The following is a 12,190-nucleotide window of genomic DNA, read 5'->3' on the forward strand; positions in this document are numbered from 1 at the left end:
ACGCGGACCGCCCATGGCCTTCTACGTCGTCCAGTTCCTGACCGGTCTTGCCAGCGCGGCGTCGCTGTTCCTGGTCGCTTCGGGTCTGTCGATCATCTTCGGCGTGACGCGGATCGTGAATTTCGCGCATGGCGCGTTCTACATGCTCGGCGCCTATGTCGCCTTTACCCTGACCGAGCGCTTCTCGGGCGCGTTCGGGTTCTGGGGCGGCATCGTCGTTGCCGCGCTGGCCGTGGCCGCCATCGGCGTGCTGGTCGAGATGGTGCTGCTGCGCCGGATCTACCATTCGCCGGAGCTGTTCCAGTTGCTCGCCACCTTCGGCCTGACGCTGATGGTCGAGGATCTCGTGGTGCTGATTTGGGGCCCGGACGATCTGGTCGGCCGCCGCGCGCCCGGCTTCAAGGGCGCGATCGATTTCTTCGGCCAGAATATACCGAGCTACGACCTGTTCCTGATCGTGCTCGGGCCGGTCGTGCTCGGCGTGCTCTGGCTGTTGTTCCAGCGCACCCGCTGGGGTGTGCTGGTGCGCGCGGCGACGCAGGACCGCGACATGGTCGCGGCGCTCGGCGTCAATCAGAAATGGCTGTTCACCAGCGTGTTCGCGCTCGGCGTCTTCCTCGCCGCGCTCGGCGGCGCGCTGCAGATTCCGCGCGATGCGGTCAATCACGCGATGGATCTGCGCGTCATCGTCGAGGTCTTCGTCGTGGTCGTGATCGGCGGCCTCGGCAGCATCATCGGCGCCTTCGTCGCGGCGGTGCTGGTCTCGGAGCTCAACGCCTTCGGCATCCTGATCTTCCCGAAGATCTCCATCATCCTGGTGTTCCTGGTGATGGCGGTGGTGCTGATCGTCCGGCCGTGGGGGCTGTTCGGCAAGCCGGAGGCACCGGCACGGCGCACGCCGGGGCTGACCGTCAATCCGTGGCGTCCGCTGACGATGAACGAGCGGTTCGCCGCGATTGCCGTGCTGGTCCTCGCCGCCGCGCTGCCGTTCGTCGCCGGCAATTATTTGCTCACGGTCGGCTCGGAGATCGCGATCTTCGTGATCTTCGCGGTCAGCCTGCACTTCCTGATGTCGGTCGGCGGGCTCGCCTCGTTCGGCCACGCCGCCTATTTCGGCCTCGGCGCCTATGGCGTGGCGCTGCTCGCCAAGATGGCCGGCCTGCCGATGATTGCCTGCCTGCTGCTCGGGCCGCTGCTCGGGCTCCTCGGCGCCGCCGTATTCGGCTTCTTCGCGGTGCAGCTCTCCGGGGTCTATTTCGCGATGCTGACCCTGGCCTTTGCCCAGATCGTCTGGTCGATCGCGTTCCAATGGGTGTCGGTCACCGGCGGCGACAACGGCATCCTCGGGGTCTGGCCTGCGAGCTGGGCGGCGAGCCCGTCGCATTTCTACTGGCTGTCGCTCGGCATCGCCGCGCTCGCGGTGGTGATCCTCCGCATCATCGTGTTCTCGCCGTTCGGCTTCGCGCTGCGCGCGACGCGCGATTCGCCGCTGCGCAGCGAAGCCATCGGCATCGACGGCAAGCGCATCCAGTGGACCGCCTTCGTGATCGCGGGCACGGTCGCCGGCCTTGCCGGCGCGCTGTTCGCCTATCTCAAGGGCAGCGTGTTCCCCGACAATATGGGCATCTCGCTGTCGGTCGATGCGCTGGTCATGGTGCTGCTCGGCGGTGTCGAGACGGTGTCGGGCGCGGTGGTCGGCGCCATCGTCTACAAGGCGCTCAACATCTGGCTGGTCAGCCAGACCGATCTTTCCAAGCTGGTGCTCGGCGGCTTCGTGGTGCTGATCGTGGTCGCGTTCCCGAAGGGCATCGTCGGCACGCTGGAAGCCTTCATGCATCGCCGGCGCAAATCCTCGTCGTCGGTATCGCCCTTGCTGACCTCCCGCATCGAGAGCGCCGAATGAGCATGGTTCCCACATTGCTGTCGGTCGAGGGGCTGACCAAATCCTATGGCGGCGTGCATGCCGTGCGCGGCGTCTCCTTCGAACTGCGTGCCGGCGAGATTTTGGCGCTGATCGGGCCGAACGGCGCGGGCAAGAGCACCTGCTTCGACATGCTCAACGGCCAGAATATTCCCGACAGCGGCCGCATTCGCGTGCTGGGCGCGGAGACCACGGGCAAGAAGCCGCGCGTGATCTGGCGCATGGGCGTCGGCCGCACCTTCCAGATCGCGGCGACATTCCCCACCATGACGGTACGCGAAAACGTGCAGGTCGCGCTGGTCTCGCATGGCGGGCAATTGTTCAACCTGTGGGCCTCGACCGCCCGCCACGCCCGCGACGAGGCCGGGCGGCTGCTCGATCTGGTCGGCATGGGTGCCTATGCGGAGCGGCCCTGCGGCGAGCTCGCCTATGGCGACGTCAAGCGGCTCGAGCTTGCGATCGCGCTCGCCAACCAGCCGAAGCTGCTCCTGATGGACGAGCCGACCGCCGGCATGGCGCCGCGCGAGCGCGTCGAGCTGATGCGGCTGACGGCGCGGATCGCGCGCGAGCAGTCGATCGGCGTGCTGTTCACCGAGCACGACATGGACGTGGTGTTCGAGCATGCCGACCGCATCCTGGTGCTGAACCGCGGCAGCCTGATCGCCGAAGGTTCGCCCGAAGAGGTGCGCGGCAATGCCCAGGTGCGGGCGATCTATCTCGGCGAGGGCCTCGTCTACGATGCGCGGCACCGCGAGGGAGCATCGGCATGAAGCTGACGGTAAAGGATCTCAACAGCTTCTACGGCCCGGCGCATATCCTGTTCGACATCGCACTCGAGGTCGGCGAGGGCGAGGTGGTCGCCTTGCTCGGGCGCAACGGCGCCGGCAAATCGACCACGTTCCGCTCCATCGTCGGCCTGGTCGAGAACCGCTCCGGCCGCGTGATGTTCGAGGGCCGGGACGTCTCCGATTTGCCGACGCATGCGATCGTGCGGGGCGGGCTCGGCTATGTCCCGGAGGAGCGGCGCATCTTCACGGATTTGACGGTCGAGGAGAATCTTGAGGTCGGCCGTCAGCCGAAGCGGGCAGGCGCGCCGCAATGGGATCGCGAAAAACTGTTCAAGCTATTCCCGAACCTCGGCGAGATGCGCGGCCGGCCCGGCGGACGCATGAGCGGCGGCGAGCAGCAGATGCTGACGATCGCGCGCACGCTGATGGGCAATCCGTCGCTGGTGCTGCTCGATGAGCCCTCGGAGGGGCTGTCGCCGAAAATCGTCGAGCAGATGGTCGATGCGATCCTGGCGATGAAGAAAGAGGGCGTCAGCATCGTCGTCTCCGAGCAGAATCTGCATTTCGCCCGGCTGATCTCGGATCGCGCCTACATCATCGAGCGCGGCCGGATCTGTTTTGGCGGCACCATGGCGGAACTCGATGCGCGTCCGGATATCCGTGACGCGCATCTGTCGCTGTAAAGGGCGGAGTGGACGATGGCGAGGAGTGCGGCACCGAAGCGAAACGGGAAAGCGACCAGGCCGGGATATGTGCTGGACGAGCAGATCGGCTTCATCCTGCGCCAGGTGTCGCAGCGCCACGCCGTGATCTTCGCCCGCGAGATCGGCATCAATCTGACGCCGACGCAGTGGGCGGCGCTGTCGAAGCTGTCCGAGGTCGGCGCCTGCTCGCAGAACCAGCTTGGGCGGCTGACCTCGATGGACGTTGCGACCATCAAGGGCGTGATCGATCGCCTGACCGCGCGCGGCCTGACCGAGACCTCGCCCGATCCCGACGACGGCCGCCGCCTGCTGGTGAGCCTGACGCGCGCCGGCCAGCAAATGGCCGACAAGGCCGCGCCCAATGCGCTGGTGATCTCCAGGGAAACGCTGGCGCCGCTCGACGCCAAGGAGCGCGAGACGCTGATCGCGTTGCTCGGCAAGCTCCGCTGACGCAAATCTAACACCGTCACCCTGAGGAGGTCGCGAAGCGACCGTTTCGAAGGCCCGGCTTTCGCCGCGCAGACCTAGCCGGGCCGTTCACCCTTCGAGGCACGCTGCGCGTGCACCTCAGGATGACGGGTCATCTATCGTGCCTCACGTGTCACGACCTCCGCAACCTTGCCGATTGGGCAGCGTGCTGTGTCCGCACTACGATTCCAGGCCAAGCGCCAGCGCGACGGCGCCGACCAGCACCAGGCTGAGCGCCCAAACCGTGTCCAGATTGAACCAGCTCCGGGATACGAATTTCAGGCCGAGGTAGCGGTAGACCAGCCACGCCAGGCATCCGCCGGCGGCGATCATCGCGCCGGCATGGACGATCGAGACCAGTACGGCCATCGTGAGGCTGGTATCGATCAGGCTGTTGGCAGCCGCATGGCCTTGGTCCGCTTCAGCCTCGCGGCACAGCCCCAGATAGATCGGCACCAGCATCAGTGCCGCGCCATGCGCGATCGCCACCGCGAACGACCACAAAGCGAGTTGCGTCGGCGGTATCCGGACCAGGGCCCGCGGATGGCGCCGGTCGATCAGCCGGTAGACGCCGAACAAGATGACGAGCAGGCTCGCGCCGATCCGGATCGTGCGCTGCCATTCGACGAGGGTGATCAAGAGCGCGAACGGAAGGATCACCAGCAGCATCGCCAGCAAATGACCGATCGCGAGCGGGCCAAGCGCGGTCAGCAGCGCGCGCGAGCTCCTCTGCATCAATCCCGCGGAAACCGCGAGCGGCCAGCCCATGCCCGGGTTGATCCCGTGGTAGAGGCCGCTCGCGATGACCGCCAGCCACAGCCAGGCCGGAGTCCAGTCGGCCGGGCTCACGTCAGGGCCCTTTCCGTTCCGATCGAATCGGAACGGGCTCTGGATTCTTGTTTTGACGCGTTTTCTTCACGCGAACCGGTACCCACTTCGCTCGAAAACGCTCTAGACCGACGGATAGCAGAAGGAGTCGGTGGAGCAGTCACCGCCATCGAGCCGGATCTGGTGCGCCCGGTAGCCGTCGGGGAAGCTGACCCAGTAGTCCTTCGCCAGTTCGAGCCCTCCGCCCGGGCTTGCATTCGCCATCACCTCGGCGCCGGGAATGCCTTGCGGATAGAACTGGTCGTCCCAGGTCGAGTAGAGCGAATTGGTCCAGTACACCCGCTTGCCGTCGCGGCTGATCTCGACCATCTGCGGCCCGCCGGCAAAGGCCTGTCCGTTCGGGTGAGGCGCGCGATGAACGATGCCGCCGATGCGGACCGATCCGGCGAGCTTCGGCTTGCGCGGATCGCTGACGTCGTATTGGCGCATCTCGCCGGTGCCCCAGCAGGCGACATAGAGAAACTTGTCATCCATCGACAAGTCGATATCGGTCACCAGCGGAGGTACGGCGCCGAAACCCTGCAACAGCGGCGGCAGCTGGTCCTTCGATGCAGGCTCGGGCGGGATCGTCACCGTCTTCTCGATGTGAAACTTGCCGCCCTCGCGCCACCAGGTCCAGATCGAACCCTCGAGGTTCGTGGTATCGACGACGACGCCAACGAAGCCGTGTTCGCGAACCGGATCGTGCGCCGGACGCACCTCCAGCGCCATCTGATGATTGGCGCCGAGGTCGATGGTCTGGACATTGCGTCGGGCGCGCAGGTCCCAGAAATGCAGCCGATGGCCGTATTTGTTCGACAGCAGGTCTTCCGGCACGATGCCGTTCTCGAACTGCGGCGGCAAGGCCCACTCGCTGCTCACCATGTAGTCGCGCGGCAGATTCCACCAGAAGTCATAATGCTTGGTCTGCGGCCCACGATCGATCTCCCACCGGCCGAGCACCTCGAATGTCTCGCAGTCCATGATGAAGATGCCGGGCGGGCCGTCGGTGCCGTCCTTGCCGCTCCCGCCGAGCGTGCTGACATAGATGCCTTCCGGCCCGCAGTGGATGGTGTGCGGTCGCGAGTAGCCGGTCTTCTTGAAGATTTCCTCCGGCTCGATGATCTTGTGGATCTTGGCTTGCGTCGGGTCCGGCTTGGTGTCGACGATATAGATCCGGGAGGATCGCATGCCGGGGATGATGAGATAGCGACGTTCGAGGAAGGCGTGTCCTGCCAGCGGGGACAGCGCCGACGAGCAGGCGTTCCAGCCGAAATGGTGGAACTCGTCGCCCTTGTTGGGCATCGTCACCGTGTGGACGATCTTGCTGTAGGTTGGGGAGCCGGGCTTGACGTCGATCACCGCGAGTGCGTCCGGCTTCGAGAAATCCGGACTGAGCAGCACGGTGTAGGCAAAGCTCTCGGCCGGCGCTTCCATCGCGAGCTTCGGCGACGCGTGGAACGTAGGATCTGGCCTCATCGTCATCGGCTGCCTCCTGATTGCCTGGTGTAGATCAACACGGCATGGCGGCATGCAGCAGCAAGAACTATTCCGGATCGAAAAATGCCTCTTGCGAGTGCCGCCGGCTAGGGTTCGCTTGTGCTCAGGATACACCTCAACGGTGACAGCTGAAAACAAGGTTCGGTGACGGCGCCGGCGCGGCAAAGCCGCGCGCCGCCGGGCGCGCGATCTGGCAGCCTGCTCAAGGGGTTGAGCAACCGATCCAGCACATCAGCCTGAGAGCAAGTGAATGTATGACTGACGAGTGGCACCAAACGCTCAGCGCCGTCCCGGCCTTCGCCGGGGCGACACCGGATATGTTGCACCGCTGTTCACCCCGTCACCTCCGCGCAACGGCTTTGGTGCACGTCACTTCGCCACCACCTCCGGCACCTTGCCCGCGGGCGGCGTGTTGCGGCTGCGCTGGGTGCGGACGATGCCGTCGATGATGGTCATGCCGATGCCCGGGAGATCGCCGAGCTGAACGCTCTCCAGGATGTTCTTGCCCGGCGAATGCTGTGCCTTGTCCATCAGCACGAAATCGGCCGAGCGGCCGACCTCGATCAGGCCGCAATCGAGCTCGCGCATCCGCGCGGTGTTGCCGGTCGCCAGGCAGAACGCCAGCTCGGCCGGGAGCTCGCCGAGCGAGGACAAGAGCGAGACCATCCGCAAGATGCCGAGCGGCTGCACGCCGGAGCCGGCGGGCGCGTCGGTGCCGAGGATGACGCGGTGCAAATCGCCCATCTCGCGCGCGGTGCGCAGCGTGAACAGCGCCGAGCGCTCATTGCCGTTATGCACCAGCTCGAGTCCGCGCTTGCAGCCCTCGCAGATGCAGCGGATCTGGTCGTCGGGCAGGGCGGTGTGGCCGCCATTGATATGACCGACCACGTCGGTGTCGGCCTCCAGCACCACGTCCTTGTCGATCAGGCCGGAGCCCGGGATCGACGGGCCGCCGGTGTGGATCGTGCTTTGAATGCCGTATTTGCGCGCCCAGCCGACCATCTTGCGCGCGGTCGGTCCGTCCTTGACGCCGCCGAGCCCGACCTCGCCGAGCAGCTTGACGCCGGCGGCGGCCATCTCCTTGAAGTCGTCCTCCACCATCTCGCATTCGATCACGGGCGCGCCGGCATGCACCTTCACGCCGCCCGGACGCAGCGTCCAGAACGCGCGTTGCGCGAAGATCGCCATCGCCTTCAGCCCGACGACGTCGCGCGGCCGCCCGGGCATGTGCACTTCGCCGGCGGAGATCATGGTGGTGACGCCGCCATGCAGATAGCTGTCGATCCAGTTGATCTGGTTCTGCCGCGGCGTCCAGTCGCCGGCGACGGGGTGGACGTGGCTGTCGATCAGGCCGGGCGCGACCGTCGTGCCATTGGCATCGACGATGGTGGTGGCGCCTTCGGTGTCGACGTCCTTGAGGCGGCCTATCGCAGTGATCTTGCCGTTCTCGGCGACGATGGTGTCGGCATCCAGGATCGGCTTTTCCAGGGCCCCCGACAGCAATAGCCCGATATTGCGGATCACCAGCTTGCTCGGACCGGTCGCCTGGGGTGCATCGTGCGCCATGGTTTTTCCTTTAGGTTCAACGCCTTCGCCGGCCATTGTGCCCGTGGCTTGACGGCCGGATCAAGCTGGATTATTCATTTGTATACGAACGATCGTGTACAAATGATTTTGCCGCCGATCCGGCACGCGCGTCAAGGAAACTGACGATGAGCAATTTCAACCAGGAAAGCGTCCTCAGCGTTCACCACTGGACCGACACGCTGTTCTCCTTCAAGACCACGCGCAACCCGTCGTTCCGCTTCCGCAACGGCGAGTTCACCATGATCGGGCTCAAGGTCGGCGAGAAGCCGCTGCTGCGGGCCTACAGCGTCGCCAGCGCGAATTACGAGGACACGCTGGAGTTCTTCTCGATCAAGGTTCCGGACGGCCCGCTGACCTCACGCCTCCAGCACCTCAAGGAAGGCGACGAGATCATCGTCAGCCGCAAGGCGACCGGCACGCTGGTCATCGACAACCTCGAGGATGGTCGCAACCTCTATCTGGTCGGCACCGGCACCGGCCTCGCGCCGTTCCTCAGCGTGATCAAGGATCCCGAGACCTACGACCGGTTCGAGAAGGTCGTGCTGCTGCACGGCTGCCGCCGCGTCAAGGAGCTCGCCTATGGCGAGATGATCACCGAGAAGCTGCCGCAGGACGAACTGATCGGCGAATTGGTGCGCGACCAGCTGATCTACTACCCGACCGTGACGCGCGATCCGTTCCATAACCGCGGCCGCATCACCGACCTCATCACCTCGGGCAAGCTGTTCACCGACATCGGCCTGCCGGCGCTCGATGCCGCGCATGACCGCGTCATGATCTGCGGCTCGCCGGCGCTGATCGCTGACACCCGCACGTTGCTGAACGGCCGCGGCTTCGTCGAGGGCAATCACGGCGAGCCCGCGCAGTTCGTGGTGGAGAAGGCGTTCGCCGAGCGCTGAAGCCCGCACATTTCGCCGTCATTGCAAGCGAAGCGAAGCAATCCATTGCTACCCAGCGCGCGGAGGGATGAATTGCTTCGTCGCTCCGCTCCTCGCAATGACGCGGATGGAGCTGTGTAGTCAAGGCCTGACCGCCGGCGTCTCGACCGGCATGCCGCGCGCCCGCGTCATCAGATAGAGCTCGAGCTCGACCAGCTCGGGCGAGCTGTAATCATAGGCCTGCGCGCGGATACCGGTGATGCAGGCGCGCAGCCGCCGCTGCAGCGATCCGAGCGCCTGCCATTCCAGCCGGTACAGCGGATAGCCGGTCGGCTGCCCTTGCGTGATCGCGCTGCCCGCGAGCTTCTTGTCCCAGTTATCATCGTGGCAGTTGGTGCAGCCGAGATTGAGCTGGCCCTGCCGCTGCATGAACAGCGCGTGGCCCCGTTCGACGAACGGCGCGAGCTCCGGATCGTCGTCGGCCGTAATCGGCATGCCGCGCGATTGCCGTGCGACATAGGCGGTCAGCGCCAGCAGCTCACGGCTTTCATAGGCGAAGGGCGAGGCCTGCTGGTGGTTGGTCCGGCAGAGGTTGATCCGTCCCTCGAGGTCGACCGGCTTGCCTAGCGTCTTGTCGAAGGCCGGATAGTGCGCCGCGACGCCCTTCATGCTGACGCGCGCGTCGTTGTGGCAGTCGGCGCAGGCCTTGTTGGCGGCGCCGGCCTTGCGCGTCCACAAGGCCTCGCCGTCGAGCACGGACAGCATGCCGGGATTGGCGGTGTCTTCGTCCTGCATCGCCTTGCTGTCGGCGCTCATGAAGCTGTAGCCGGAGCGGCGTTCGCCTTGCGGGATCTCGTCGGCGAGCGCGGCGCCCGCCATCGCCGTCAGCAGCGCGATGCAGACCGCAATCCTCATTCGACCGTGATCGAAGCCTGCGCGGTCTCCGAAAACCCTTTGTCGCCGATCCATTCGAATTCGAACTTGCCGCTCTCGGTCACCGTGGTGAAGAAGGTGATGAACGGATTGGCCGCGATCGCAGGATAAAGATCGGCGCGGAACACTTCCTTGCCGTTGAAGCGGCAAGTGAAGCTCGTGATGATGTCGCGCGGCACCACGCTGCCCGAGGCCGTGTGGCGGTAGCCGGTCTCCATGATGTGCGACATCAGCGTCTTGATCTCGATGACGCTGCCGCGCTTGGCCTTGGCCGGGACATTGATCAGGGCCGACGGCATCAGATCGCCTCCTCGGTGCAGGCAGCGAGCGTTACCACGACGTCGGCGGTTGCAGACCAGAACGTGTCGTCGGACAGCCGCGCGATGGCGGTGACCTTCTGGCTGTCAGCGAGGCGGATGCGGGTTGACACCTGGGCGCGCCCGGCGCGCGGCCCGAGATGGAAATTGCCGATGTTCGGCTGCGGGTTCTTCTCGTTGAAGACGTGGATGCTCTTCACATACTCGTCCGCCGTCATCGGGCTGGTGACGCTGACCGTCATCGGCACCGTGTTGCCGTTCTCGACCAGCGGCGGAATGTCGAGCTTGACCTTGCCGGTGTGCACATCGGCCTCGCCGACGACATTGCGGATCGCGGCCGACAGCATCGCCGGCGTCGCGTCCACGGGGCGCACGATCACCAGCGCGGCGGCGCCGCCAGTCAGGCTCAGAAACGTCCGGCGTGTGGTGTGGTCCGAATTCGCCATCGATTGATTGGTCCTAGTTCCGCAGTGTCGTCAAGTAAGCCACGAGATCCTCGATCTGCTCCGCCGACAGGATCGGCTTGCCGCGCCAAGAGGTGCCGACCCGCACGAGCCCTTCGACCCGATAGTAGGACGGCATGATCGTCGCCGCGTTGAGATGCGACGCATCGACCAGGCGGAGCCGCAACTGTCCTTCCGACCAGCGGCTGCCGCTTCCGGCAAGGTTCGGCGCGAGGTCGCCCTGGAACGCCTGCCCGGGAAATGGGCCGCTGTGACAGAGGATGCAAGTGGAGGAACGCTCGACGATCAGGGCGCGGCCGCGCGCCACATCGCCCCTGGTTCCCGTCAGCGAGGCCGGAATCGCATCGCCCACGACGGTGTAATTCCGCAGCTCCTCGGCGCCGACGGGCCAGCAGGCCGCGAACAGTCCCGCGGCGAGAAGCATTGTGAGGGCGAGCCTAGCCAAAGGCATCTCCCGTGATCCTCTTGAACCAGTCGAGCGCCTGATCTGCCTCGCGCTGGCGCACCTCGCGCGGCGCGTCGACCGGGCTCGTGGTGACCTCCGCCTCGGCGTACTGATCTTCCTTCGGCTGATAGATGCCCTTCAGCGAGAAGGCGTAGCCCGGCGCGACCGTGTTGTAGCAGGCACCATCCAGCCGCGGCGTCTCCGGCGCCTTGCCGGCAAGCGCGCTCACGATCGCGGCCGCGCAGGCGCGGCCTTGCGCTGCCGCCGCGGAGGCGGATTTCGGGATGCCGCCGGCGATCGCGGCATCACCGATGACGTGGATGTTGGGCACGAGCTTTGAAGCAAATGTGACGGGATCGATCGGGCACCAGCCGGTGTGATCGGCGGCGCCGGCGATGTCAGCGATGCGGCCGGCCCTTTGCGGCGGGATCACATTGGCGACCGCGGCGGTGTAGTTGCCGAAGTCGGTGACGATCTCGTTGGTCGCCGGATCGACCGACGTCACCCGTCCGCCCTGCGACAGCGCGATCCGTTCGATCATGCCGGGATAGAGCTCCGTCCAGGCCTTCTCGAACAGCTTCTGCTGCGAGTAATTGTCCTTGGCGTCGAGCACCAGGATCTTCGACTTCGGCTTGTTCGCCTTCAGATAATGCGCGATCAGGCTGGCGCGCTCGTAAGGCGCGGGCGGACAGCGCAGCGGCGCAGCCGGCACTGCGATCACGACGAGGCCGCCATCGTCCATGGCTTCAAGCTGCTTGCGCAACAGCATGGTTTGCTCGCCGGCCTTCCAGGCGTGCGGCATCTTCTCGGCCGCTGCTTCGTCATAGCCGGAGAGGGCGTCGAAGCGCATGTCGATGCCGGGGGCCAGCACCAGCCGGTCATAGGACAGCGTTGTCCCATCAGCGAGCGCGATGCTGCGCGCCTGCGCGTCGACCTTCGTCGCCGCCTGTGCGGCAATCGTGATGCCGTCGGCCCCAACCTTGTCATAGGTGAATTGCTGCGCGGCAAGCTCGCGCAGACCTGCAATCACCTCGTTGCTGAAGGGGCAGGCGGTGAAAGTCCTGTTCGGCTCGATCAGCGTAACCTGAAGCTTGGTGTCGAGCCGCCGCAGCGCCCGCGCGCAGGCCGCGCCGCCGAAGCCGCCGCCGATCACCGCGATGCGCGGCGCCGCCTGCGCCAACGCCGGACGCGCCAAGGCGGCCGCTGCGACGGCAGCGGCGCCACGGATCACATCCCTGCGCGTCTGATGACGCGTGACGGCCATGCACGAGAATCCGAAAAAAGGAGGCGGCGGCCGGTCGGGGCCGCCGCTTCCGGT

13 protein-coding genes are annotated in these 12,190 nt (G+C 65.8%); 5 read left to right on the forward strand and 8 right to left on the reverse strand.

Annotated elements, in window-relative coordinates:
- The first annotated feature begins 13 nt into the window (after positions 1-13).
- Genes ACVMB1_RS04460 through ACVMB1_RS04475 form a run of 4 tightly spaced genes read left to right on the forward strand, consistent with a single transcriptional unit; the run spans position 14 to position 3,863 of the window.
- Entirely contained in the window at positions 14-1,903 is a 1,890-nt protein-coding gene (locus ACVMB1_RS04460) for an ABC transporter permease (RefSeq protein ID WP_076827081.1), read from the forward strand.
- On the forward strand, positions 1,900-2,691 hold the full coding sequence (locus ACVMB1_RS04465; protein WP_016842451.1) for an ABC transporter ATP-binding protein: 792 nt from the start codon (positions 1,900-1,902) through the stop codon (positions 2,689-2,691). Before ACVMB1_RS04460 ends, ACVMB1_RS04465 begins: the two co-directional genes overlap by 4 nt.
- Positions 2,688-3,392: an ABC transporter ATP-binding protein gene (locus ACVMB1_RS04470; RefSeq protein ID WP_038383941.1), complete on the forward strand. Its 705-nt coding sequence runs from the start codon at positions 2,688-2,690 to the stop codon at positions 3,390-3,392. The genes ACVMB1_RS04465 and ACVMB1_RS04470 overlap by 4 nt, the downstream gene beginning before the upstream one ends.
- Before the next feature lie 15 nt (positions 3,393-3,407).
- Positions 3,408-3,863: a MarR family winged helix-turn-helix transcriptional regulator gene (locus tag ACVMB1_RS04475; protein ID WP_028334366.1), complete on the forward strand. Its 456-nt coding sequence runs from the start codon at positions 3,408-3,410 to the stop codon at positions 3,861-3,863.
- Between the two features lie 198 nt (positions 3,864-4,061).
- On the opposite strand, the gene ACVMB1_RS04480 is transcribed toward ACVMB1_RS04475, so the two are convergent.
- The 3 genes from ACVMB1_RS04480 to ACVMB1_RS04490 all read right to left on the reverse strand — a co-directional run bounded on the left by ACVMB1_RS04480 (position 4,062) and on the right by ACVMB1_RS04490 (position 7,814).
- Positions 4,062-4,730, reverse strand: a complete 669-nt coding sequence (locus ACVMB1_RS04480; RefSeq protein ID WP_076827080.1) for a hypothetical protein — start codon at positions 4,728-4,730, stop codon at positions 4,062-4,064.
- Between the two features lie 102 nt (positions 4,731-4,832).
- Positions 4,833-6,233 (reverse strand): selenium-binding protein SBP56-related protein, encoded by a 1,401-nt coding sequence (locus ACVMB1_RS04485; protein WP_076827078.1) that lies wholly within the window; start codon positions 6,231-6,233, stop codon positions 4,833-4,835.
- A gap of 384 nt (positions 6,234-6,617) precedes the next feature.
- Positions 6,618-7,814: an amidohydrolase family protein gene (locus ACVMB1_RS04490; RefSeq protein ID WP_076827077.1), complete on the reverse strand. Its 1,197-nt coding sequence runs from the start codon at positions 7,812-7,814 to the stop codon at positions 6,618-6,620.
- A gap of 146 nt (positions 7,815-7,960) precedes the next feature.
- Between ACVMB1_RS04490 and ACVMB1_RS04495 the strand changes: the two genes are divergently transcribed.
- Complete coding sequence (locus ACVMB1_RS04495; RefSeq protein WP_456814105.1) at positions 7,961-8,734, forward strand: ferredoxin--NADP reductase; 774 nt, start codon at positions 7,961-7,963, stop codon at positions 8,732-8,734.
- 120 nt (positions 8,735-8,854) lie between these two features.
- Here the strand turns inward: ACVMB1_RS04495 and soxA are convergent, their stop codons facing one another.
- The 5 genes from soxA to ACVMB1_RS04520 are packed head-to-tail and all read right to left on the reverse strand — an operon-like array spanning position 8,855 to position 12,136.
- A complete protein-coding gene (gene soxA, locus ACVMB1_RS04500; protein WP_076827073.1) occupies positions 8,855-9,628 on the reverse strand; it encodes a sulfur oxidation c-type cytochrome SoxA in 774 nt (257 codons plus the stop codon).
- Positions 9,625-9,945 carry a thiosulfate oxidation carrier complex protein SoxZ gene (soxZ, locus tag ACVMB1_RS04505; RefSeq protein WP_076827071.1) on the reverse strand — a complete coding sequence of 107 codons (321 nt, stop codon included), beginning with the start codon at positions 9,943-9,945 and terminating at the stop codon, positions 9,625-9,627. Before soxZ ends, soxA begins: the two co-directional genes overlap by 4 nt.
- Complete coding sequence (locus tag ACVMB1_RS04510) at positions 9,945-10,409, reverse strand: SoxY-related AACIE arm protein (protein WP_076827069.1); 465 nt, start codon at positions 10,407-10,409, stop codon at positions 9,945-9,947. Before ACVMB1_RS04510 ends, soxZ begins: the two co-directional genes overlap by 1 nt.
- A 13-nt stretch (positions 10,410-10,422) precedes the next feature.
- Positions 10,423-10,851: a sulfur oxidation c-type cytochrome SoxX gene (gene soxX, locus ACVMB1_RS04515; protein ID WP_076827067.1), complete on the reverse strand. Its 429-nt coding sequence runs from the start codon at positions 10,849-10,851 to the stop codon at positions 10,423-10,425.
- A 13-nt stretch (positions 10,852-10,864) separates the two neighbouring features.
- The gene (locus tag ACVMB1_RS04520; protein ID WP_076827065.1) at positions 10,865-12,136 is read right to left on the reverse strand and encodes an NAD(P)/FAD-dependent oxidoreductase; all 1,272 of its coding nucleotides are present in this window, start codon (positions 12,134-12,136) and stop codon (positions 10,865-10,867) included.
- Positions 12,137-12,190: the final 54 nt, after the last annotated feature.

This window comes from Bradyrhizobium sp. USDA 4504 (assembly GCF_054063995.1).

Bases quoted from the DNA above. Each gene is read 5' to 3' on its own strand.
- ACVMB1_RS04460 (WP_076827081.1), top strand. From the start codon at position 14: ATGGCCTTCTACGTCGTCCAGTTCCTGACCGGTCTTGCCAGCGCGGCG.
- ACVMB1_RS04465 (WP_016842451.1), top strand. From the start codon at position 1,900: ATGAGCATGGTTCCCACATTGCTGTCGGTCGAGGGGCTGACCAAATCC.
- ACVMB1_RS04470 (WP_038383941.1), top strand. From the start codon at position 2,688: ATGAAGCTGACGGTAAAGGATCTCAACAGCTTCTACGGCCCGGCGCAT.
- ACVMB1_RS04475 (WP_028334366.1), top strand. From the start codon at position 3,408: ATGGCGAGGAGTGCGGCACCGAAGCGAAACGGGAAAGCGACCAGGCCG.
- ACVMB1_RS04485 (WP_076827078.1), bottom strand. From the start codon at position 6,233: ATGACGATGAGGCCAGATCCTACGTTCCACGCGTCGCCGAAGCTCGCG.
- ACVMB1_RS04490 (WP_076827077.1), bottom strand. From the start codon at position 7,814: ATGGCGCACGATGCACCCCAGGCGACCGGTCCGAGCAAGCTGGTGATC.
- ACVMB1_RS04495 (WP_456814105.1), top strand. From the start codon at position 7,961: ATGAGCAATTTCAACCAGGAAAGCGTCCTCAGCGTTCACCACTGGACC.
- soxA (WP_076827073.1), bottom strand. From the start codon at position 9,628: ATGAGGATTGCGGTCTGCATCGCGCTGCTGACGGCGATGGCGGGCGCC.
- soxZ (WP_076827071.1), bottom strand. From the start codon at position 9,945: ATGCCGTCGGCCCTGATCAATGTCCCGGCCAAGGCCAAGCGCGGCAGC.
- ACVMB1_RS04510 (WP_076827069.1), bottom strand. From the start codon at position 10,409: ATGGCGAATTCGGACCACACCACACGCCGGACGTTTCTGAGCCTGACT.
- soxX (WP_076827067.1), bottom strand. From the start codon at position 10,851: ATGCTTCTCGCCGCGGGACTGTTCGCGGCCTGCTGGCCCGTCGGCGCC.
- ACVMB1_RS04520 (WP_076827065.1), bottom strand. From the start codon at position 12,136: ATGGCCGTCACGCGTCATCAGACGCGCAGGGATGTGATCCGTGGCGCC.